We start from the raw sequence: 20777 nt of genomic DNA on the forward strand, positions 1-20777 counted from the left end.
ACTTACTGGCCGAACAGTGAAGCGGCAGCAATAGCTGCGCTATCCATCAACGGGTTCGGGAAGAAGACAAAGGCCAGAATGGCGATCGTGGCAACCGCCATGATAACGTTCATTTCCGTGCCATTGCGATCAAACCCTTCGACCGGCTCGTCGAAATACATGACCTTGATGATGCGCAGATAGTAGTACGCACTGACAACCGAGGTCACCAGACCAATGACAGCCAACGTCACAAGACCAGCATCAACGGCGGCCTTAAAGACATAGAACTTGCCAAAGAACCCGGCGAGCGGCGGGATACCCGCCATCGAGAACATCAAGATTGCGGTAATCGCCGCCATCAGCGGTTTGGTTTTGGCCAGACCAGCAAGATCGGTGATTTCCTCATTCATCCGGTCATTACGACGCATGCAGAGGATCACGGCAAACGTGCCCAGGTTCATCACAAGGTAAATACCCAGATAAACCAGAACACCGGTCACACCTTCCTCGGTGCCTGCGGCCAGACCGACCAGCGCAAACCCAACGTGACCGATGGACGAATAGGCCATCAGACGTTTGATGTTTTCCTGACGCAAGGCGGCAAACGAACCAACCAGCATCGACAGGATCGAGATCAGAACGATGATCTGCTGCCAGTCTGCAACGACGCCGCCAAACGGTCCAATCGCAACACGGACAAACAGTGCAAGACCCGCGATCTTTGGTGCGACCGCAAAGAAGGCCGTTACCGGGGTCGGTGCACCTTCATAAACGTCGGGCGTCCACATGTGGAACGGAACGGCGGAAATCTTAAAGCACAGACCGGCAAACATGAATGCCAGACCAACCATCGCCCCAACCGGCAGATCACCGCCCGTAAGGGTATCGGCAAGAACTGCGAAATTGGTGGTCCCGGTAAAGCCATAGACCATTGACATGCCATACAGCAGCATGCCCGAAGCAATCGAGCCAAGGATAAAGTATTTCAAGCCCGATTCTGTCGACCGGATCGTGTCACGGCGGATAGCAGCAACCACGTAAAGTGCCAGCGACTGCAGTTCCAGACCAAGATACAGCGACATCATGTCGGATGCCGAAACCATCGCCATCATGCCGACCGTGGCAAGGGTGATCAGGATCGGAAACTCGAAACGTGCCATGTTTTCACGTTCGGCAAACTTCATCGACATGATGATGCCGATACTTGAGCCGATCAGGATCATGACTTTGCAGAATTGTGCAAAGGCGTCAGCCGTGAACTGGCCAAAGAAGGCAGGACCGCCCTCGCCCGTCACCACAAGGATGATGGTGATGACCTGGGCGGCAACGGCCAGCCAGGACACGGTGCGGAACGCTTTGTCCTTGCCGGCGAAAACCCCAAGCATCAACAGAGCCAAGGCAGAGACTGCCATAAAGATTTCGGGCAGTGCGGCCCCGAGGTTGAGCATAGAAACTCCCATGATCATTCCCCTCAATTCACAGCCAGCTGGGCGGCACTTGCCGCGGCAGCTTGGGCCGTTTCGACCTGGTTGACGAGGTTCTCAACCGAGACATGCATGATGTCGAGGAAGGAGACCGGATAGACCCCCATCCAGACAACAACGATCACAAGCGGTGCAAAAAGCAGCCATTCACGCGGGCTCAGATCGAGGATCGATTTGAGGTTATCCTTTGTCAGGGCCCCAAAGATAATCCGGCGATAGAGATAAAGCGCATAGGCCGCACCAAGGATCAGACCGGTTGCAGCAAAGAACGCGACCCAGGTGTTGGCTTCAAACGCACCGAGCAACGTCAGGATTTCGCCGACGAAACCACCGGTACCCGGAAGACCAACAGATGCCATGGTAAAGAACATGAAGATCAGCGCGTAGCTTGGCATGCGATGAACCAGACCGCCATAGGCGTCGATTTCGCGGGTGTGGATGCGGTCATAGACAACACCAACACACAGGAACAACGCGCCCGATACCACACCGTGGCTGAGCATCTGGAAGATCGAACCTTCGATACCGTGCTGATTAAAGGTGAAGGCACCGATCGTCACAATCCCCATGTGGGCAACCGACGAATAGGCAATCAGCTTTTTCATGTCCTGCTGGGCAAGCGCCACCAGAGACGTATAGATAATTGCAACAATCGACAGTGTGAAGATCAGCGGTGCAAAGGTTTCAGACGCCAGTGGCATCATCGGCAACGAGAACCGAAGGAAACCATAGCCGCCCATTTTCAAAAGCACACCAGCCAGAATAACAGAACCAGCTGTTGGTGCTTCGACGTGGGCGTCCGGCAGCCAGGTATGAACTGGCCACATCGGAACTTTCACCGCGAAGGATGCAAAGAACGCCAGCCATAGCCACAACTGCATATTATAGTCGAACCCGTATGCCATCAGGGTCGGGATGTCGGTGGTGCCTGCTTCGAAATACATCGCGAGCAGCGCAACCAGCATCAGGACCGAGCCCAGAAGCGTATAGAGGAACAGCTTGAATGCAGCGTAAACGCGGCGCTGACCGCCCCAGACGCCGATGATGATAAACATCGGGATCAGGACGCCTTCGAAGAACAGATAGAACAGCAAACCGTCAAGCGAGCTGAACATGCCGATCATCATCGTTTCAAGAACGAGGAAAGCGATCATGTATTCCTTCACGCGCTTTTGGATCGCTTCCCATGCCGACAGAATACAAATCGGGGTCAGGAAGGTCGCAAGCAGGACGAACAGAACGGAAATACCGTCCACGCCCATGTGATAGGAAATGTTCAGGCCCGGCATCCAGTCCGCCTGTTCGACGAACTGGAAGTCAGCAGTTGTTTTATCGAAGTTCACCCACAGCATCAAAGATACAAGGAAGGTAAACACCGACGTCCAAAGCGCAACTCCGCGGGAATTGCGGGCGACATTCGCCTCTTCACCATTGATGAACAGCAGCAGAACTGCGCCCAGCAACGGCAAGAAGGTGACGATCGAAAGAATTGGCCAATCACTCATCGCCCGTTAACCCATCTTCCAAATTGTGTAGGAGACCAGCGCAGCAATGCCAATCAGCATTGCAAATGCATAGTGATAGACAAAACCACTCTGAATGGCGCTGACGCGACGTGCGATGTTACGGCAGGCAGCAGCAACCCCATCAGGGCCACAACCATCAATGATCGCACCATCACCCGATTTCCATAAGCCGTAGCCAAGTGCAAAGGCCGGTTTTACGAAAATCTTGTCGTAGAGTTCGTCGAAATACCATTTGTTCAGCACAAAGCGATACAAACCGTTGAAGGTGTTCGCAAGCGTGCGTGGCAACGACGGAACAAGCTTGTACATCACAACCGCAATGGCAAAGCCGGTAATCATCGCAACAAACGGTGCCAGTTTAACCCAGCCCGGAACATGGTGTGCACTTTCAAGGGCTGTGTGGCCCTCGGCCATGAAGATCGCACCGTTCCAGAAGTTCAGCATTTCTTCGTAGTTGCCGCCACCGAACCAGTCCTTGGCAAACCAACCGGCAAAGATCGCGCCGACAGCCAGGAACAGAAGCGGTGCTGTCATGACAGCCGGGCTTTCATGCACATGTGCCATGGTCCGTTCATCAGCGCGCGGGGCACCAAAGAAGGTCATGAAGATCAAACGCCAGCTATAGAACGAGGTCATAAGGGCCGCAAGGATCCCTGCCCAGAAGGCATAAAGACCAACATTGGTATGGGCCGCATAGGCACTTTCGATGACCAGATCCTTGGAATAGAAGCCCGCAAGCCCCGGAACACCGGTGATGGCCAGCGTACCGATCATCATCACACCAAAGGTCAGCGGAACCATTTTCCAGATGCCACCCATTTTGCGCATGTCCTGTTCATCAGACATCGCATGAATGACCGAACCGGCCCCAAGGAACAAAAGCGCCTTGAAGAAACCATGTGTCATCAGGTGGAACACACCCGCAGAATAAGCCGACACACCGCAGGCAAAGAACATATAGCCGAGCTGCGAACAGGTCGAATAGGCGATAACGCGTTTGATGTCGTTCTGAACACAGCCGATGGTCGCCGCAAAGAACGCGGTCGACGCACCAACGATGGTAACGATCATCAAGGTGGTTTCAGCATATTCAAAGATCGGCGACAGACGCGCGACCATGAACACACCGGCCGTCACCATGGTTGCCGCGTGAATAAGGGCGGAAACCGGGGTTGGGCCTTCCATTGCGTCAGGCAACCAAGTGTGCAGACCAAGCTGTGCCGATTTACCCATCGCACCGATAAACAGCAGGAAGCAGGTAATTTCCAAAGCCGAGAATTCATGGCCAAGGAACATCAGCGTCGTGCCCGCGACTTCTTCGGCATTGCCAAAGATCACATCGAACTGAACGCTATCAAACAGCACATAGACCGCAAAGATACCAAGGGCAAAGCCAAAGTCACCAACGCGGTTAACAAGGAATGCCTTGATCGCAGCGGCCGATGCCGACGGTTTTGAATACCAGAAACCGATCAGAAGGTAGGACGCAAGCCCCACCCCTTCCCAGCCAAAGAACAGCTGGATCAGGTTGTCGGCGGTAATCAGCATCAGCATCGCAAAGGTGAACAAGCTGAGATACGCCATGAAGCGCGGCTTGTCCGGGTCATGCGACATATAGCCGATGGAATAGATGTGAACCATCGAGGAAACGCCGGTCACAACAATCAGCATCACACAGGTCAGCGTATCAATACGCAGCGCCCATGAGACATCAAAGTTGCCCGAGGTAATCCAGGTAAACAGTTCAATCGTCACCGGGTTGCCGCCAAGGGCAACATCGACAAAGGCAAAGATCGAAATGATAAAGGAAATCACCACGCCGCAAACGGTGACAAGCTGTGCCACGCGGTCGGCGGAGGAAACACCATGATGGTGATGACCGTGCGCGTCATGCGGGGCATCTTTCGCAGTCGACATGGCGCCGACCAGCGTGATGGTCCCGGCAATGGCTGCCGCGATCAGGGGCAGGAATACAATCAACGGATACATATCTGCCTTACCCCTTCATCATGTTGATATCTTCAACCGCGATGGTGCCGCGGTTACGGAAGTAGACGACCAGGATCGCCAGACCAATTGCAGCTTCGGCCGCCGCAACCGTCAGAACGAAGATGGTGAAAACCTGACCGACGAGGTCGCCAAGGAACGACGAGAACGCCACAAAGTTGATATTGACCGCCAACAGCATCAGTTCGATCGACATCATGATGATGATGACGTTCTTACGGTTCATAAAGATGCCGAAGATCCCGAGTGTGAAAAGGATCGCCGCGACGGTCAGATAATGTGCAAGACCGATTTCCATCAGATCCCCCTTCCGACCGGAACTTTTTTGATTTCAAGCGTATCAGCGCGGGTACGCTTGACCTGCTCGGAGATTTTCTGACGGCGGACACCTTCACGGTGACGCAGCGTCAAAACAATTGCGCCAATCATCGCAACAAGCAGAACCAGTCCAGCCGACTGGAAGATGTATGCGTAATCGGTGTAGATCAAACGACCAAGTGCCTCGACATTTCCGACCCCTGCGGGCGTTGGCTGGGCAAGAACCGCAACCGCCTCGTCGGTCAGCGTCCATCCGGCACCGACAAACGCCAGTTCGACGAACAGAACAACCGCGATCAGAACCCCAATCGGCAGGTAGTTCAGGAAACCCTGGCGCATTTCAACAAAGTTGATGTCCAGCATCATCACGACGAACAGGAACAGAACCGCGACCGCGCCGACATAGACGACGACGAGCAGCATGGCGAGAAACTCAGCACCCAGCAGGACGAAAAGCCCGGCTGCGTTAAAGAATGTCAAGATCAGCAACAGTACCGAATGCACCGGGTTGCGAACGGTCACAACCGCTGTCGCGGATAGAACCGCGATGGTAGCAAACAGGTAAAAAGCCAAAGCCTGTACGACCATAAGGTACCCCCTTGGCGAATCGTTGCCGCCCCATTGGCAAACAACGATCCATGAACTCTCTTTATAACGATCAGACGCGACACTTACCGATAAGGTGCGTCTGCCTCCAATCGTGCAGCAAGCTCGGCTTCCCAGCGCTCGCCGTTTTCGAGAAGCTTGTCTTTGTCATAAAGAAGCTCCTCGCGGTTTTCGGTTGCGAACTCAAAGTTCGGACCTTCGACGATGGCATCCACCGGGCAGGCTTCTTCGCAGAAACCGCAATAGATGCATTTCGTCATATCAATGTCGTAGCGGGTTGTACGACGTGAACCATCGTCACGCGGCTCTACCTCAATGGTAATGGCCTGTGCCGGGCAAATTGCTTCACACAGTTTACATGCAATGCAGCGCTCTTCCCCGTTCGGGTAGCGGCGCAGGGCATGTTCACCACGGAAACGCGGGCTCAGCGGGCCTTTCTCATACGGGTAGTTCAGCGTCACTTTTGGCTTGAACATATATTTCAAGGTGAGCGCCATACCCGATACGAGTTCCGCGAGCAGGAAGCTCCGGGCCGTCCGATCAATAAATGACATCGTATACCTCTCTCTTTCCGATGCGCGGCGATCAGGCCGGGACCTTGTCAAAAACTACCAGGAACGTAGCAACGAGCATGACCCAGGCAAACGACAGCGGCAGGAAGATTTTCCAACCCAGACGCATCAGCTGGTCATAACGGTAACGCGGGAATGTTGCACGGACCCAAAGGAAGATGAACAGAACGAAACAGATCTTCAGAATGAACCAGATCGCGCCCGGGATGAAGTCAAGGAACGGCAACGGTGCGGTCCAGCCCCCCAGGAACAGAACAGCACACAGGCCGCTCATCAGGATCATGTTGGCGTATTCACCCAGGAAGAACAGCGCAAAGGTCATTGCCGAATAATCGACGTTATAGCCTGAAACCAGTTCTGCTTCCGCTTCGGGAAGGTCAAACGGTGCGCGGTTGGTTTCTGCCAGGATGGACACGATGAAGACGATGAACATCGGGAAGTGATAGATAAAGTTCCACTCCCATACGCCGCCAATCTGGCCGCGGACGATGTCGCTCAGGTTCAGTGAGCCGGTTGTTAGCAGAACCGAGATGATGATCAGGCCAATCGAAATCTCGTACGAGACCATCTGAGCGCCAGAACGCAGCGCGCCGAGGAATGCGTATTTGGAGTTCGAAGCCCAACCCGCCATCACGATGCCATAGACACCCAGCGAAGAAATCGCGAACAGGTACAGAATACCAACGTTCAAATCTGCCAGAACCATGCCCTCGTCGAACGGAATAACCGCCCAAGCAATGATGGCCAGAATGAAGGTCAGCATCGGGGCGATGATGAACACGCCCTTGTTTGCACTTGTCGGAATGATTGTTTCTTTCAGAAACAGCTTCAGACCATCGGCAAGCGGTTGCAAAAGGCCAAACGGCCCCACAACGTTCGGGCCCTTACGGAGCTGAATAGCACCGATAACCTTACGCTCAGCGTAGGTCAGATAGGCGACAGCAACCAGCAGCGGGACCACAATCGCCAAAATCTTGGCGACGATCCAGACAAGTGGTTCAATATATCCGTCCCAAAGAAGTTCCATCGGTCAAACCGTATCTTTTGCGTTTCGTCCCTGAATTGGGACACCCCCTTGCGGAATAGGCGACGATCAGATCGCCGCCCCCCTTACTCAGGCAACCTTCTCGGCAGCCGTATCTTTGACAAAGGCCTCAGTACATTTGGCCATCGTCACCGATGCACGGCTGATCGGGTCGGTCATATAGAAATTGCGAACCGGGGACATAAAGCCATCTGACTTCATCTCGCCTGCTTTACCGAAATCGGTCCATTCGGCCTTGGTCGGAACGTTCAGTGACGCGAAGGTCGGGCTGAGTTCCACCATGCGCGCGCGAACGGCATCGATATTGTTGTACGGCAGGGTTTTGTCCAACGCACCGGAAAGTGCCCGAACAATCGCCCAATCCTCACGTGCATCACCACGCGGGAAGACTGCACGCCAGCCCTGCTGGGCGCGGCCTTCGGTGTTGACGTAAGTTCCGTTCTTTTCGGTATAGGCAGCACCGGGCAAAATCACGTCCGCTGCCTGCGCACCGGCATCCCCCATCGCACCCTGGTAAATGACAAATGCCTTTTCCAGTTTGCTCATGTCGACTTCGTCGGCACTCAACAGATAAACAACTTCAACAGCGCCTTTTGCAGCACCATCAAGGATGTCGTTGGTTGCCAGACCGCCCTCACCCGGGACAAAGCCCAGATCAAGGCCACCGACACGCGATGCTGCGGTATGGAGAACGTTAAAGCCGTTCCACTCACCGGCAACCATGCCGAATTTCTCGGCAATTGCGCGGGTTGCGGCCAGAACAGCATCGCCATCTTCACGGTTCAGAGCGCCCATGCCGACGATGATCATCGGTTTATCGGCGGCTTTAAGAACCTTGGCGAAGTCGTTTTTACCATCAAGAATTTCGGCAAGGGTTTCCGGACCGGCACCAAGATAATCGTTCTTGTAGGTCGGGTCCCACTTCTCGCCGATGATACCAACGCGGAAATCACCGTTGGTCGCACGCCAGCGCTTACGCAGGCGGGAATTGATGATTGGTGCTTCGGCGCGCACATTTGCGCCAACGATCAGGCAGGCGTCTGCCTCTTCGATGCCAGCAATGGTGGTGTTAAAGATATAAGAGCTCCGCGGACCGCCAACTTTTGATCCGTCCTGACGACAATCAATGTTCGCAGAACCAAGGCTGCCCATCAGATCTTTAAGCGCCGTCATCGATTCACAATCGACCGTATCCCCGGCAATGGCGGCAATCTTTTTGCCATCCAGACCGGAAACCTTGGCTTTGATCGCGGCAAAGGCTTCGTCCCAGCTTGCCGGAACGAGTTTGCCATCGACACGGACATAAGGACGGTCGAGACGCTGACGTTTCAGGCCATCAATGGCGTAACGGGTTTTGTCCGAAATCCATTCTTCGTTCACGTCTTCGTTGATGCGCGGCAGAACACGCAGAACTTCGGAGCTGCGCGCATCAATGCGAATGTTCGAGCCAACCGCATCCATAACGTCGATGCTGTCGGTTTTCTTCAATTCCCAAGGACGGGCGGTGAACGCATATGGTTTCGAGGTCAAGGCACCGACCGGGCAAAGATCAATCAGGTTGCCCGAAAGTTCGGAGTTGATCGATGCTTCGATGTAAGGCCCGACTTCGGTATCTTCGCCGCGGTAGACAGCACCCATGGTGCCAACACCGGCGACTTCCTCGGAGAAGCGCACACAACGGGTACAGTGAATGCAACGGGTCATGATCGTTTTAACGATCGGGCCCAGTTCCTTGTCTTTCACGGCACGTTTTTTCTCGGCGTAACGTGAAGAGTCAAAACCATAGGCCATGGCCTGATCCTGAAGGTCACATTCACCACCCTGGTCACAAATCGGGCAATCAAGCGGATGGTTAATCAGCAAGAATTCCATCACGCCATTACGCGCTTTTTTAACCAGATCAGAATCGGTTTTAATCACCATTCCATCTGCTGCAGGCATGGCACAGGATGCGACCGGTTTCGGCGCGCGTTCCATTTCAACCAGACACATACGGCAGTTGCCGGCGATTGACAGGCGTTCGTGATAGCAGAAACGCGGGATTTCCTTACCTGCCTCTTCACAGGCCTGAAGGACTGTCGCCCCGGCTTCTACTTCAACTTCTATACCGTCAACTGTTAGTTTCGGCATGTCTCAATCCCTCTCAACAGGTCCTTCTCAGGCCGCGATCCGCGCGCGATATTCCTTAATCCGACGTTCCATTTCGGGACGGAAATGACGGATAAGGCCCTGAATTGGCCATGCAGCAGCATCGCCAAGCGCACAAATGGTATGGCCCTCGACCTGTTTGGTCACATCCCACAACAGATCAATTTCATCAAGCGTAGCCTCGCCGCGGACCATACGCGTCATCATGCGCATCATCCAACCGGTACCTTCACGGCACGGCGTGCACTGGCCACAGCTTTCATGTTTGTAGAATTCCGACAGACGCGCGATGGCATAAACAATGTCAGTCGACTTATCCATGACAATCACTGCCGCCGTACCCAGACCCGAGCCCACTTCACGCAGACCATCAAAGTCCATCAGCACGTCGTCACAAACGTCTTTAGGCATCAACGGAACTGACGAGCCCCCCGGAATAACCGCCAGAAGGTTATCCCAGCCGCCGCGAACACCGCCGCAATGCTTTTCGATCAGTTCACGCAACGGAATGCTCATGGCCTCTTCGACGGTGCACGGCTTTTCGACGTGACCGGAAATGGCAAAAAGCTTGGTGCCGTGATTGTTCTCGCGGCCGAAGCTTGAGAACCACGAACCGCCCCGACGCAAAATGGTCGGAACCGCTGCAATGGATTCAACGTTGTTCACCGTGGTCGGGCAACCATAAAGGCCCGAGTTCGCCGGGAATGGTGGTTTCAGGCGCGGCTGACCTTTTTTACCTTCGAGGCTTTCGATCAATGCGGTTTCTTCGCCGCAGATGTAAGCACCGGCACCAAGATGCAGGTAAATGTCAAAGTCCCAACCCGACCCACAGGCATTTTTACCAACGAGCCCTGCTTCATATGCCTGATCAATGGCCAGCTGCAGGTTGGATGCCTCGTGATAAAACTCACCACGAATGTAGATATAGGCCGCATGCGCATTCATCGCGAAGCTGGCCAGAAGGCACCCTTCGATCAGAGTATGCGGATCATTACGCATGATCTCACGGTCTTTACAGGTGCCCGGCTCGCCCTCATCGGCATTAACCACGAGGTAGCTTGGACGACCATCGGATTCTTTGGGCATGAACGACCATTTAAGGCCGGTCGGGAAACCGGCACCGCCACGACCACGCATCCCCGATGATTTCATTTCATCGATGATCCAGTCGCGACCTTTCTCGATCAAACCCTTGGTACCATCCCAGTTCCCACGTGACTGCGCGCCCTTAAGGCCAAAGTCCTGAAAACCATAAAGGTTGGTAAAGATACGATCCTTATCCTGCAGCATATCAGGCGTCCCCTTTGCTTGCATCGGCGTCCTGCGGTGCAGCACCGCAACCACAGAATGCTTTCAGAACCTTCGGACCATCAATCGGCTCGCAACCTTTACGGCCACTTTGCGGACCGACTTTTGGCTTTTCACCCTTTTTGAGGGCATCAAGGATGGCCTTGGTCGTATCTGCGGTCAGGTCTTCGTAATAATCGTCGTTGATCTGCATCATCGGTGCGTTAACGCACGCGCCAAGGCACTCAACTTCGATCATGGTGAACTGACCGTCTTGCGTCGTTTCGCCAACACCAATGCCGAGTTCCTTTTTACAGGTATCGACAACGTCGGCAGAACCGCGAAGCCAGCACGGCGTTGTGGTGCAGACCTGGATGAAGTTCTTACCCACGGGGGCAAGGTTATACATCGTATAGAAGGTCGCAACCTCATAGACACGAATGGCAGGCATTTCGAGCATGTCGGCAAGGTAATCCATTGCGACTGTCGGAACCCAATTGCCTTCGGTCTGACGCTGTGCCAGATCAAGCAACGGCATGACCGCACTTTGCTGGCGGCCTTCCGGATACTTGGCGATGATCTTTTTCGCTTTATCCAGATTTTCTGGCGTAAAGGCGAAGCTGACAGGCTGAAGCTCTTTCGGAGCTGGTCTTCTCAAATGGCTCATCGGTCAATCTCACCGAACACGATATCTAGCGACCCGATATTTGCAACGACGTCGGCCAGCATGTGGCCTTTTGACATAAAGTCGATGCCTTGAAGGTGCGGGAACCCCGGGGCGCGGATTTTGCAACGATACGGACGGTTCGAGCCATCCGAAACAAGATACACACCAAACTCGCCTTTAGGTGCCTCGACCGCGGCATAGCATTCGCCAGCCGGAACGTGGAACCCTTCGGTGAAGAGTTTGAAGTGATGAATAAGGGCTTCCATCGAACGCTTCATCTGCGCGCGCGACGGCGGTGCCACTTTGTTATTCTGAACAATAACAGGACCATCAGGCATATTCTTGACGGCCTGCTTGATGATCTTTAGAGATTGCCACATTTCTTCGAAACGCACGAGGAAACGGTCATAGCAGTCACCGTTCTTGCCGACCGGAATGTCAAAATCGAAATCTTCGTACGAGTCATAAGGCTGCGACTTGCGAAGATCCCATGCCAGACCGGATGCGCGAATATTCGGGCCGGTAAAGCCCCAATCAAGCGCCTCTTCGGCGGTCACGGTCCCGATATCAACCGTACGCTGTTTAAAGATACGGTTGCCGGTAAGAACGCGATCAAAATCGTTCAGGAAGATGTCAAACTGATCAGCCCAGGCATCGATGTCTTCGAGCAAACCAGCCGGAAGATCGGCAGCAACACCGCCCGGACGGAAATAGTTGGCGTGAAGACGGGCACCACAGGCGCGCTCATAGAATTCCATGAGCTTTTCACGTTCTTCAAAGCCCCAGAGAAGCGGCGTCATCGCACCAACGTCGAGCGCAAATGCCGTCATATTCAGGATATGGTTCAGGATACGGCCGATTTCGGCGTACAGAACACGGATATACTGAGCACGCTTGGGAACTTCGACGCCCATCAGCTTTTCGATGGCCAGGCAATACGCATGTTCCTGGTTCATCGGTGCGACATAGTCGAGACGGTCAAAATACGGCGTTGCCTGAATATAGGTTTTATATTCGATCAGCTTTTCCGTACCACGGTGCAGAAGACCAATATGGGCATCCGCACGTTCAATGACCTCGCCGTCCATTTCCAGGACCAGACGCAGAACCCCGTGTGCCGCAGGGTGCTGCGGGCCGAAGTTCATGGTCATATTTTTGATTTTTTGCTCGGACATCAGGCCTTGCCCTCCGCCTTTTCATCGCCCGGAAGAACATTCTGGATGCCTTCCCATGGGCTTTCGAAATCGAAATTGCGGAAATCCTGAACCAGTTTGACCGGCTCATAGACGACGCGCTTTTGCTCATCGTCATAACGAACTTCGACATAACCGGTCAGCGGGAAATCCTTACGCAGCGGATGACCTTCAAAACCGTAATCGGTCAGGAGACGACGGGGATCGGGATGACCGGCAAAGAAGATACCGTACATGTCCCACGTTTCGCGCTCAAACCAGTCGGCGACGCTGAAAAGCGAGACACAGCTTGGTACCGGACTTTCTTCGTCGGTACGTACCTTAACGCGGATGCGCAGGTTATGCTTAAGCGACAGCATATGATAGACGACGTCGAAACGCTCTACGCGTTCCGGGTAATCCGCACCACAAACGTCGATAAGCTGCTTGAACAAGCAGCCGGTATCATCCCGAAGGAAGGTCAGAACTTTTAGAATGTCATCGCGCTTGGCAATGACGGTCAACTCGCCGTAACGAATCTCGGTTTCGAGAATTTCGTTTGCAAGCTGGGACACCACAAGATCTTTAAGATCTTTCAATGCGGCGCTGTTATCGCTGAGCAGTTCGCTCATGCAAGCCCCCTATTACGGATCAGCGTGTCAAAACACCAGTTCGGCGGATTTTCTTTTGCAACTGCATCACGCCGTAAATCAGCGCTTCGGCTGTCGGCGGGCACCCCGGAACATATACGTCAACCGGAACAACACGATCACAACCGCGCACCACCGAATAGGAATAGTGATAGTAACCGCCGCCATTGGCGCACGACCCCATCGAAATAACCCAGCGCGGCTCTGCCATCTGGTCATAGACCTTACGCAGTGCCGGGGCCATTTTGTTGGTCAGTGTACCAGCAACGATCATGACGTCTGATTGACGCGGGCTTGGGCGGAAGACAAGACCATACCGGTCAAGGTCATAACGCGACGCAGCCGAATGCATCATCTCAACAGCACAGCATGCCAGACCAAAGGTCATTGGCCACATCGAACCAGTGCTTGCCCAGCTTGCGAGCTTGTCAAGATTGGCAAGGACAAAGCCCTTGTCATTCATCTCGTCAAACACGCCCTTAAGCAGGGTATCCTGATCCGTGCCGGGTGCCAGGGATGCGCCTGTATTGGTGCTCACTCCCATTCCAAAGCTCCCTTCTTCCATTCGTAGATAAATCCGACCGTCAGAACGGCCAGGAAGATCACCATCGAAACGAAGCCGAATGTGCCGATATCACCGAGGGTAACAGCCCACGGGAACAGGAACGCGACTTCAAGGTCGAAAATAATGAACAAGATTGCAACCAGATAGAACCGCACGTCAAACTTGATGCGCGCGTCTTCGAACGGCGCAAAACCGCACTCATATGCGGACAGTTTTTCGACATCCGGTGCCTGTTTGGCAAGAACCAGCGACGCGATGATGATTACCGCCGAAAGACCGACGGCGATCCCGATAAACACCAGGATCGGAAGATATTCCGAAAGAAGCTCTTGCATCTCTCTGACCTCTCAAGAACAGGCCTTCTGACCCGACCAGGTCCCCACCTGGCCAATATCGGCGCACCATAGCGTATGCACCGCACAAGTTCCAGACATTCGAACAGTTTGACCCGCCTTAAGTCCAGAAACTTTCTAATCTTTTCGTACCGTTTACTATCGTCCGATATCGGGCCGCACATCAATATGATCAAGACCCAATCGTGCGAAGCAACGTTAGCAACACATGAAAAGGCGATCGCGGAAAAGACGAAACGCCCGATAAAAGGCAACAGATGAAGGGTCATGGCGCGAGCGACGAGACTTGAACTCGCGACCTCCGGCGTGACAGGCCGGCGCTCTAACCAACTGAGCTACGCCCGCAAAATGACCATCATTCGGCGCGCCTTTGTTAGACCACACCCAAAACCAAGTCAAGCAGCTAGCAGTGTTTTCAACCCTTTCGACATTTAGGCGCGCCAACATCACCCTGTGAATGACAATTTCGCCTCCTTTTGTACTGAATTAACCCTTTCTGCACATTTTACGCCCTCAATTCGTTTGGGGTTTTGCATTGGGGCGTCAGCTTTTATAGAATTGTTGACAAATTTCTCCTATCTTACGGTGCGATAGGGGCAAGTTCGAACATCCCACAACTGATTTCGAACAGAGTCATTAGGACGGAGAAGACCACTCGTGGGGCGCGTTAAAGAAGAATACAGATCACTGGCCGGTCCTGAGAAAGCTGCGATTCTCATGCTCGCACTTGGCGAAGAACACGCGACCAAAATGTTCAGCATGATGGATGATGAGGAAATCAAAGAGATTTCCCAAACCATGTCGAGCCTTGGCACCATCGGGTCCAACATCGTTGAACGCCTGTTTGTCGAATTTGCAGATCAGCTTTCTTCAACCGGCTCGCTTGTCGGCTCGTTTGATACAACCGAACGTCTGCTCTCGAAAGTTCTGTCCGAAGACCGTGTTAACGGCATCATGGAAGAGATCCGCGGCCCTGCGGGTCGCACCATGTGGGACAAGCTCAACAACGTTAACGAAGCCGTTCTGGCCAACTACCTTAAGAACGAATACCCACAGACAGTCGGTGTTGTGCTCTCAAAGCTTAAACCTGGCCACTCTGCGGCCGTGCTGTCGCTTTTGCCGGAAAACTTCTCGATGGAAGTGATCATGCGTATGTTGCGCATGGAGGCCGTGCAGAAAGAAGTCCTCGACAATATCGAAAAAACGCTTCGCACCGAGTTCATGTCCAACCTTGCGCGCGGTTCGCGCGGGGATAACCACGAACTTATGGCCGATATCTTCAACAGCCTTGATCGACAGAGTCAGGACCGGTTCCTTACCGCACTTGAGGAACGTAACCGTGACTCTGCGGAAAAGATCAAAGCCCTCATGTTCACCTTCGAAGACCTTGCACGCCTGGACAACAACGGTGTTCAGACCCTGCTGCGTCAGGTGGAAAAAGACAAACTGGCCTTGGCGCTCAAAGGGTCGACCGATCAGATGCGCGACCTGTTCTTCAAGAACATGTCCGAACGTGCAGGCAAGATGATGCGCGAAGACATGGACGCACAGGGGCCTGTCCGCCTGTCGGATGTCGAAGAGTCGCAAATGATGATTGTGCAACTGGCCAAGGAACTGGCGGCACAGGGCCAAATCGTTATTTCCGAAGGCGGCGGCGAAGACGAAATGGTTTATTAAACCTCGCGGCCACGTCAAAACGATTTCACAAAGGACAGCCTCGCGCTGTCCTTTTTCTCTTATGCACCCTCAACAATGGCTAAGGCTGCTTTGCAGCGCAGCCTACCCCTGCCCGCCATTTTAATTATGTGCTTTGATCATCCAATGATGACGTTCGGGACCGGGTCGGTAATCGACTTGATTTCCCAACGCAGGCGGTTCTGCCCCCCAACCTTGGTAAACTCATCTGCGTTATGGCTGCGGATGCCAGCAGACGTCCGAACTTCAATCTTGCCGGTCATTTGATAGCCCAATGCGGTCAGGCGCTCCTCATAGCGATCAGGAACGAACCCGCCACGAATTTCGACGGTATTGGAGTCTGTGTAAAAGAACATCTCGAGAATACGGGAATTGCGGCGCACAAACACAAAGCTTTTATCGCGCATGATATTGCTGCGGCGTTCATAAACAATGTTGAACACCCCGCGCCCGTTGTACGTTAGCTGCCGCACACCGGAATCGCGTTTCAGGTCGGCCAAAACAACTGCGACCTTTTCCTTTTCCGCATCAGCATCAAGGGTGCCATCCAAAAGGCCCTCTGTGATGGTTGGCTGCACAAGCAAGCCCCGGTAGCTCAGCCGATAATCACCGTTGCGCTCCATACTGAGATCAATGGTGAAGGCTTCGGGGAGATAACAGCCAACAAGGACCACAGGCATCAACAGCGCTAGCAGGAAGCTCCTGAGGCGTCGTAGAGCGACTTTGCCGCCCAGTGATGACAGATCCAGGCAAAACGGTGTGAGCCACGTTGAAATCAGTTTGGATTGACGGTCGTTCATTATGGTTATTTTCCAATTTCTCATGGCCATAAGGGCAAGATTGCCTGTCAGGCTGGCAAGCGTCAACTTTTACAGTCATTTACACCGGCCAGCGCCATGAATGGCCCTGATACGCCACCGATCCGATTCGCCAGGCCTCGCGCGATTTGTGCGTATGCACCGCAAATATCATCACACTGCGACACTGTGGGCCCAACATCCATATGGATCATACATTTTATGGATGACGCACTGCAGGATGTCCTGACGCCGTTTGATCCGCAAAATGGATTTGGTACACCAAAAGCGTGGCTGTTTTGGACGCACTGTGAAAACTGGCGTTATGTGGGGAAATGCAGGAATTATCGGGAATGTGAAACAGGCAAAGAAAAAGGCACCCTTTAGGGGTGCCTTAATCGTGGTGGGTGATGAGAGATTCGAACTCCCGACCCTCTCGGTGTAAACGAGATGCTCTAACCAGCTGAGCTAATCACCCGATGTTCCCGCGCTGTATTCTGCGGAAGCGGGGCGGAACTTAGCATGCTTTTTGCAAAAAGCAATCGATACATTGCAGAAAATTGAAACTTCTATTTCAAGGGTATTTAACATTGCCACATGGTCAACCGTGGCACCCTGTTTTACGCGTTTTACAGCAGAAAATGGCGCGATATCGAAACAGCTCGAAACGAATTTAATGGCGATGTGATTCGATCAAAAACAGACAAAGAAAAAAGGCACCCTTTAGGGGTGCCTTAATCATGGTGGGTGATGAGAGATTCGAACTCCCGACCCTCTCGGTGTAAACGAGATGCTCTAACCAGCTGAGCTAATCACCCGATGTTTCCGCGCTATTTTGCGAAAGCGGGCGGAACATAGCATGGATTTTAGAAAAAGCAATGCCGGTGACTAATGTCACCGGCATTTTTATTCAAAACATCGCCAAACTTAGTTGACGGCGTCTTTAAGGCCTTTACCAGCCTTGAATTTCGGCTGTTTCGATGCCGGGATGTCGATTTCTTCACCGGTGCGCGGGTTGCGACCTTTTGAAGCAGCGCGAGCAGCGACAGCGAAGGTACCGAAACCAACCAGACGAACTTCGTCGCCGGATTTCAAAGAATCGGTGATGGAATCGAAAACAGCATCAACTGCCTTAGCGGCGTCAGCTTTTGAAAGATCGGCTTTAGCAGCTACACTTCCAACGAGATCGTTTTTATTCACTTCCTGGCCCCCTTGTTTGGACGTTCGGAGTTATGAGGAAATTTGGTTTGCCCCAAACCTGTTGCATGGGCAGTGTAAGCAGGTCGCAAACACCTCGTCAATGCGAGAGACGCAGTTTTCTGCGGTTTTCGACGTTTTTTTCAATTTTTTGCACTTTACACTCCCCCAGACATAGACCTTTGTCGATTCTTGGCCAAAGTTATCCACAGAAAAAGGGGAGCAATCATGCTGCTCCCCTTTGATTTCTGCCAGTTCGGGCGTTTGTTAATGCGTGGTCACACCACCAACATCCGATTCTTCGTCGTCTTTGGATTTGACGACAACGTCATCGACACCCTCTTCCCATTCAATCGGCACCAGCGGATTGACCAGTGCGTGGCTGAGAACCTCGTCGACATGCGACACCGGAATGATTTCCATACCGCGTTTGACGTTATCGGGAATCTCTTCGAGATCCTTTTCGTTTTCCTGCGGGATCAGGACAACTTTCACCCCGCCGCGCAATGCGGCCAGAAGTTTTTCTTTCAAACCACCAATCGGAAGAACACGACCACGCAAGGTGACCTCGCCTGTCATAGCGACATCTTTGCGCACCGGATTTCCTGTTAGAACCGAAACAACCGACGTCACCATGCCAACACCAGCGGACGGACCGTCTTTTGGTGTTGCGCCCTCAGGAACGTGAACGTGAATGTCACGTTTCTGGAAAAGGGTCGGCTTGATGCCAAAGTCTACGGCACGCGAGCGCACGAACGATGTTGCGGCCTGAATCGATTCAGTCATGACCTCACCAAGCTTACCGGTGGTTTTCATGTTGCCTTTGCCCGGTACAGTGACCGATTCAATCTGCAACAGATCGCCGCCAAATTCGGTATAGGCAAGACCGGTAACAACACCGACCTGATCTTCACCCTCGGTTGCGCCATAGCGGAACTTACGGATCCCGGCATATTTACCAAGGGTCCGCGGCGTTACACGCACAGATTTGATGCTTTCGAGCAAAATCCGCTTGGTCGCCTTACGGGCAAGACGGGCAAGTTCACGTTCAAGACTACGCACCCCGGCTTCGCGGGTGTAGTAACGGATCAGATCACGCAACGCGTCGTCCGAAATGCTCCACTCATCCTTTTTCAAGCCGTTATCTTTGACCTGTTTGGGGATCAAGTGACGTTTGGCAATTTCGACCTTCTCGTCCTCGGTATACCCCGAAAGACGAATGACCTCCATACGATCCAACAGCGGCTGCTGCATCCGAAGCGAGTTCGCCGTGGTGACGAACATGACATCAGAAAGATCGTAATCGACTTCAAGGTAGTGATCATTAAAGGTCGAGTTCTGTTCGGGATCGAGCACCTCAAGCAATGCCGACGCAGGATCGCCACGGAAATCCGATCCCATTTTTTCAATCTCATCAAGAAGGAAAAGCGGGTTCGAATATTTGGCTTTTTTCATGCCCTGCACGATCTTGCCCGGCATGGACCCGATATAGGTCCGGCGGTGACCGCGGATTTCAGACTCATCACGTACGCCACCAAGCGACATCCGCACAAAGCTGCGACCGGTCGCATTGGCCATTGATTTACCAAGCGAGGTTTTACCAACGCCGGGAGGACCAACAAGACACAGGATCGGGCCTTTGACTTTTTTGGTTCGTGCCTGAACCGCTAAATACTCAAGGATGCGTTCCTTGACCTTTTCCAGACCAAAATGATCCTTATCCAGAACCTTTTTAGCCTTTTTCAGGTCGTGCGACACGCGCGAACGCTTGTTCCATGGAATAGACACCATCCAGTCAAGATAGTTGCGCACCACGGTGGCTTCTGCCGACATCGGGCTCATATTGCGCAGTTTCTTGAGTTCGGCTTCGGCCTTTTCCTTTGCCTCTTTGGGCATTTTGGCTTTGTTCAGCTTCTCTTCGAGTTCAGAAGCTTCATCCTTGCCGTCTTCACCCTCGCCCAGTTCTTTCTGAATGGCTTTAAGTTGCTCATTCAAATAGTATTCGCGCTGGGTTTTTTCCATCTGGCGTTTGACGCGATTGCGGATCTTCTTTTCGACCTGCAGCACACCGATTTCGGATTCCATGAACCCGAAAATACGTTCCAGACGGTCACCAACAAGGGCGGTTTCCAGAAGTTCCTGTTTTTCGGAAATCTTAAGCGACAGGTGCGATGCAACCGTGTCAGCAAGCTTCGCCGGTTCTTCGATCTGATTGACCGAAACCAGGACTTCTGGCGGAATTTTCTTGTTGAGTTTGATGTACTGTTCGAACTGTGTGACCACAGAACGGGCAAGGGCCTCGAGTTCGCTGTCGTCTTCGTCAGTATCCTCACGCACACCGGCATGGGCCTGGAAGAATTCCGGATTATCAACGTATCCCGAAATTTCGGCGCGTTTACCGCCTTCGACCAATACCTTTACCGTACCATCCGGCAGCTTGAGAAGCTGCAGAACAGTTGCAACAGTACCAACTTCATAGAGATCTTCGACTGCCGGATCATCAAGACCGGCGTCTTTCTGTGTGACAAGCAGGATCTGCTTGTCTTCGCGCATGACATCTTCGAGCGCACGCACAGACTTTTCACGTCCCACAAACAGGGGGACAATCATGTGCGGGAACACGACAATGTCGCGCAACGGCAGCACCGGATATATTTCGCCACGCGCTAATTCGACCATTATGTTCTATTCCCTAATCTGAGCCAA

General features: G+C 53.1%; 19 protein-coding genes and 3 tRNA genes. 2 read left to right on the plus strand and 20 right to left on the minus strand.

Annotation, left to right across the window (positions count from 1 at the left end; all coding sequences use genetic code 11):
- Positions 1 to 2 precede the first annotated feature (2 nt).
- The 15 genes from nuoN to COO92_RS06135 all read right to left on the minus strand — a co-directional run bounded on the left by nuoN (position 3) and on the right by COO92_RS06135 (position 14727).
- Positions 3 to 1442, minus strand: a complete 1440-nt coding sequence (nuoN, locus tag COO92_RS06065) for an NADH-quinone oxidoreductase subunit NuoN (protein ID WP_420823336.1) — start codon at positions 1440 to 1442, stop codon at positions 3 to 5.
- Positions 1443 to 1453: 11 nt separating this feature from the next.
- Positions 1454 to 2971, minus strand: a complete 1518-nt coding sequence (locus COO92_RS06070; protein ID WP_022732388.1) for an NADH-quinone oxidoreductase subunit M — start codon at positions 2969 to 2971, stop codon at positions 1454 to 1456.
- Positions 2972 to 2977: 6 nt separating this feature from the next.
- On the minus strand, positions 2978 to 4981 hold the full coding sequence (gene nuoL / locus COO92_RS06075; RefSeq protein ID WP_101300649.1) for an NADH-quinone oxidoreductase subunit L: 2004 nt from the start codon (positions 4979 to 4981) through the stop codon (positions 2978 to 2980).
- Between the two features lie 7 nt (positions 4982 to 4988).
- Positions 4989 to 5297 (minus strand): NADH-quinone oxidoreductase subunit NuoK, encoded by a 309-nt coding sequence (nuoK, locus tag COO92_RS06080; protein ID WP_022732390.1) that lies wholly within the window; start codon positions 5295 to 5297, stop codon positions 4989 to 4991.
- Entirely contained in the window at positions 5297 to 5905 is a 609-nt protein-coding gene (locus COO92_RS06085; RefSeq protein ID WP_022732391.1) for an NADH-quinone oxidoreductase subunit J, read from the minus strand. Before COO92_RS06085 ends, nuoK begins: the two co-directional genes overlap by 1 nt.
- An 83-nt stretch (positions 5906 to 5988) precedes the next feature.
- On the minus strand, positions 5989 to 6477 hold the full coding sequence (nuoI, locus tag COO92_RS06090) for an NADH-quinone oxidoreductase subunit NuoI (protein WP_022732392.1): 489 nt from the start codon (positions 6475 to 6477) through the stop codon (positions 5989 to 5991).
- Between the two features lie 31 nt (positions 6478 to 6508).
- Positions 6509 to 7522, minus strand: a complete 1014-nt coding sequence (gene nuoH, locus COO92_RS06095) for an NADH-quinone oxidoreductase subunit NuoH (RefSeq protein WP_101300651.1) — start codon at positions 7520 to 7522, stop codon at positions 6509 to 6511.
- A gap of 87 nt (positions 7523 to 7609) precedes the next feature.
- On the minus strand, positions 7610 to 9670 hold the full coding sequence (gene nuoG / locus COO92_RS06100) for an NADH-quinone oxidoreductase subunit NuoG (RefSeq protein WP_101300652.1): 2061 nt from the start codon (positions 9668 to 9670) through the stop codon (positions 7610 to 7612).
- A gap of 27 nt (positions 9671 to 9697) precedes the next feature.
- Positions 9698 to 10978 carry an NADH-quinone oxidoreductase subunit NuoF gene (gene nuoF, locus COO92_RS06105; RefSeq protein WP_022732395.1) on the minus strand — a complete coding sequence of 427 codons (1281 nt, stop codon included), beginning with the start codon at positions 10976 to 10978 and terminating at the stop codon, positions 9698 to 9700.
- A gap of 1 nt (position 10979) precedes the next feature.
- A complete protein-coding gene (gene nuoE, locus COO92_RS06110; protein ID WP_101300654.1) occupies positions 10980 to 11642 on the minus strand; it encodes an NADH-quinone oxidoreductase subunit NuoE in 663 nt (220 codons plus the stop codon).
- Positions 11639 to 12817, minus strand: coding sequence for an NADH-quinone oxidoreductase subunit D (locus COO92_RS06115; protein WP_101300655.1), 1179 nt, complete (start codon positions 12815 to 12817; stop codon positions 11639 to 11641). Before COO92_RS06115 ends, nuoE begins: the two co-directional genes overlap by 4 nt.
- Positions 12817 to 13446: an NADH-quinone oxidoreductase subunit C gene (locus COO92_RS06120; RefSeq protein WP_101300657.1), complete on the minus strand. Its 630-nt coding sequence runs from the start codon at positions 13444 to 13446 to the stop codon at positions 12817 to 12819. The genes COO92_RS06115 and COO92_RS06120 overlap by 1 nt, the downstream gene beginning before the upstream one ends.
- Before the next feature lie 19 nt (positions 13447 to 13465).
- The gene (locus COO92_RS06125) at positions 13466 to 14008 is read right to left on the minus strand and encodes a NuoB/complex I 20 kDa subunit family protein (RefSeq protein ID WP_022732399.1); all 543 of its coding nucleotides are present in this window, start codon (positions 14006 to 14008) and stop codon (positions 13466 to 13468) included.
- Positions 13999 to 14364, minus strand: a complete 366-nt coding sequence (locus COO92_RS06130; protein ID WP_022732400.1) for an NADH-quinone oxidoreductase subunit A — start codon at positions 14362 to 14364, stop codon at positions 13999 to 14001. Before COO92_RS06130 ends, COO92_RS06125 begins: the two co-directional genes overlap by 10 nt.
- Positions 14365 to 14650: 286 nt before the next feature.
- A tRNA-Asp gene (locus COO92_RS06135) sits at positions 14651 to 14727 on the minus strand.
- A 312-nt stretch (positions 14728 to 15039) separates the two neighbouring features.
- Between COO92_RS06135 and fliG the strand changes: the two genes are divergently transcribed.
- A complete protein-coding gene (gene fliG / locus COO92_RS06140; RefSeq protein ID WP_022732401.1) occupies positions 15040 to 16059 on the plus strand; it encodes a flagellar motor switch protein FliG in 1020 nt (339 codons plus the stop codon).
- 137 nt (positions 16060 to 16196) lie between these two features.
- Here fliG and COO92_RS06145 read toward each other — a convergent pair whose 3' ends face one another.
- Entirely contained in the window at positions 16197 to 16877 is a 681-nt protein-coding gene (locus tag COO92_RS06145) for a hypothetical protein (RefSeq protein WP_240626344.1), read from the minus strand.
- Positions 16878 to 17096: 219 nt separating this feature from the next.
- Here COO92_RS06145 and COO92_RS22045 point away from each other — a divergent pair, with 219 nt between their 5' ends.
- Positions 17097 to 17261, plus strand: a complete 165-nt coding sequence (locus tag COO92_RS22045; RefSeq protein ID WP_165792287.1) for a hypothetical protein — start codon at positions 17097 to 17099, stop codon at positions 17259 to 17261.
- A 14-nt stretch (positions 17262 to 17275) separates the two neighbouring features.
- Here the strand turns inward: COO92_RS22045 and COO92_RS06150 are convergent.
- The 4 genes from COO92_RS06150 to lon form a co-directional block, all read right to left on the minus strand.
- Positions 17276 to 17352: transfer RNA gene (locus COO92_RS06150), tRNA-Val, on the minus strand.
- A gap of 263 nt (positions 17353 to 17615) precedes the next feature.
- Positions 17616 to 17692: transfer RNA gene (locus tag COO92_RS06155), tRNA-Val, on the minus strand.
- Positions 17693 to 17801: 109 nt separating this feature from the next.
- Complete coding sequence (locus COO92_RS06160) at positions 17802 to 18074, minus strand: HU family DNA-binding protein (RefSeq protein WP_008891813.1); 273 nt, start codon at positions 18072 to 18074, stop codon at positions 17802 to 17804.
- A gap of 264 nt (positions 18075 to 18338) precedes the next feature.
- Positions 18339 to 20750, minus strand: a complete 2412-nt coding sequence (gene lon / locus COO92_RS06165; protein WP_101300658.1) for an endopeptidase La — start codon at positions 20748 to 20750, stop codon at positions 18339 to 18341.
- Between the last annotated feature and the right edge of the window lie 27 nt (positions 20751 to 20777).

The sequence above is a fragment of the Thalassospira lohafexi genome (assembly GCF_002844275.1).
Classification (GTDB): Bacteria; Pseudomonadota; Alphaproteobacteria; order Rhodospirillales; family Thalassospiraceae; genus Thalassospira; species Thalassospira lohafexi.

What these genes read in the sequence shown, in the direction of transcription:
- nuoK (WP_022732390.1), bottom strand. Translation starts at nt 5,297, where the DNA reads ATGGAAATCGGTCTTGCACATTATCTGACCGTCGCGGCGATCCTTTTC.
- nuoI (WP_022732392.1), bottom strand. Translation starts at nt 6,477, where the DNA reads ATGTCATTTATTGATCGGACGGCCCGGAGCTTCCTGCTCGCGGAACTC.
- COO92_RS06085 (WP_022732391.1), bottom strand. Translation starts at nt 5,905, where the DNA reads ATGGTCGTACAGGCTTTGGCTTTTTACCTGTTTGCTACCATCGCGGTT.
- nuoL (WP_101300649.1), bottom strand. Translation starts at nt 4,981, where the DNA reads ATGTATCCGTTGATTGTATTCCTGCCCCTGATCGCGGCAGCCATTGCC.
- COO92_RS06145 (WP_240626344.1), bottom strand. Translation starts at nt 16,877, where the DNA reads ATGAACGACCGTCAATCCAAACTGATTTCAACGTGGCTCACACCGTTT.
- COO92_RS06070 (WP_022732388.1), bottom strand. Translation starts at nt 2,971, where the DNA reads ATGAGTGATTGGCCAATTCTTTCGATCGTCACCTTCTTGCCGTTGCTG.
- nuoN (WP_420823336.1), bottom strand. Translation starts at nt 1,442, where the DNA reads ATGGGAGTTTCTATGCTCAACCTCGGGGCCGCACTGCCCGAAATCTTT.
- nuoH (WP_101300651.1), bottom strand. Translation starts at nt 7,522, where the DNA reads ATGGAACTTCTTTGGGACGGATATATTGAACCACTTGTCTGGATCGTC.
- COO92_RS22045 (WP_165792287.1), top strand. Translation starts at nt 17,097, where the DNA reads ATGGATGACGCACTGCAGGATGTCCTGACGCCGTTTGATCCGCAAAAT.
- COO92_RS06130 (WP_022732400.1), bottom strand. Translation starts at nt 14,364, where the DNA reads ATGCAAGAGCTTCTTTCGGAATATCTTCCGATCCTGGTGTTTATCGGG.
- nuoG (WP_101300652.1), bottom strand. Translation starts at nt 9,670, where the DNA reads ATGCCGAAACTAACAGTTGACGGTATAGAAGTTGAAGTAGAAGCCGGG.
- COO92_RS06115 (WP_101300655.1), bottom strand. Translation starts at nt 12,817, where the DNA reads ATGTCCGAGCAAAAAATCAAAAATATGACCATGAACTTCGGCCCGCAG.
- lon (WP_101300658.1), bottom strand. Translation starts at nt 20,750, where the DNA reads ATGGTCGAATTAGCGCGTGGCGAAATATATCCGGTGCTGCCGTTGCGC.
- nuoF (WP_022732395.1), bottom strand. Translation starts at nt 10,978, where the DNA reads ATGCTGCAGGATAAGGATCGTATCTTTACCAACCTTTATGGTTTTCAG.
- COO92_RS06125 (WP_022732399.1), bottom strand. Translation starts at nt 14,008, where the DNA reads ATGGGAGTGAGCACCAATACAGGCGCATCCCTGGCACCCGGCACGGAT.
- COO92_RS06120 (WP_101300657.1), bottom strand. Translation starts at nt 13,446, where the DNA reads ATGAGCGAACTGCTCAGCGATAACAGCGCCGCATTGAAAGATCTTAAA.
- nuoE (WP_101300654.1), bottom strand. Translation starts at nt 11,642, where the DNA reads ATGAGCCATTTGAGAAGACCAGCTCCGAAAGAGCTTCAGCCTGTCAGC.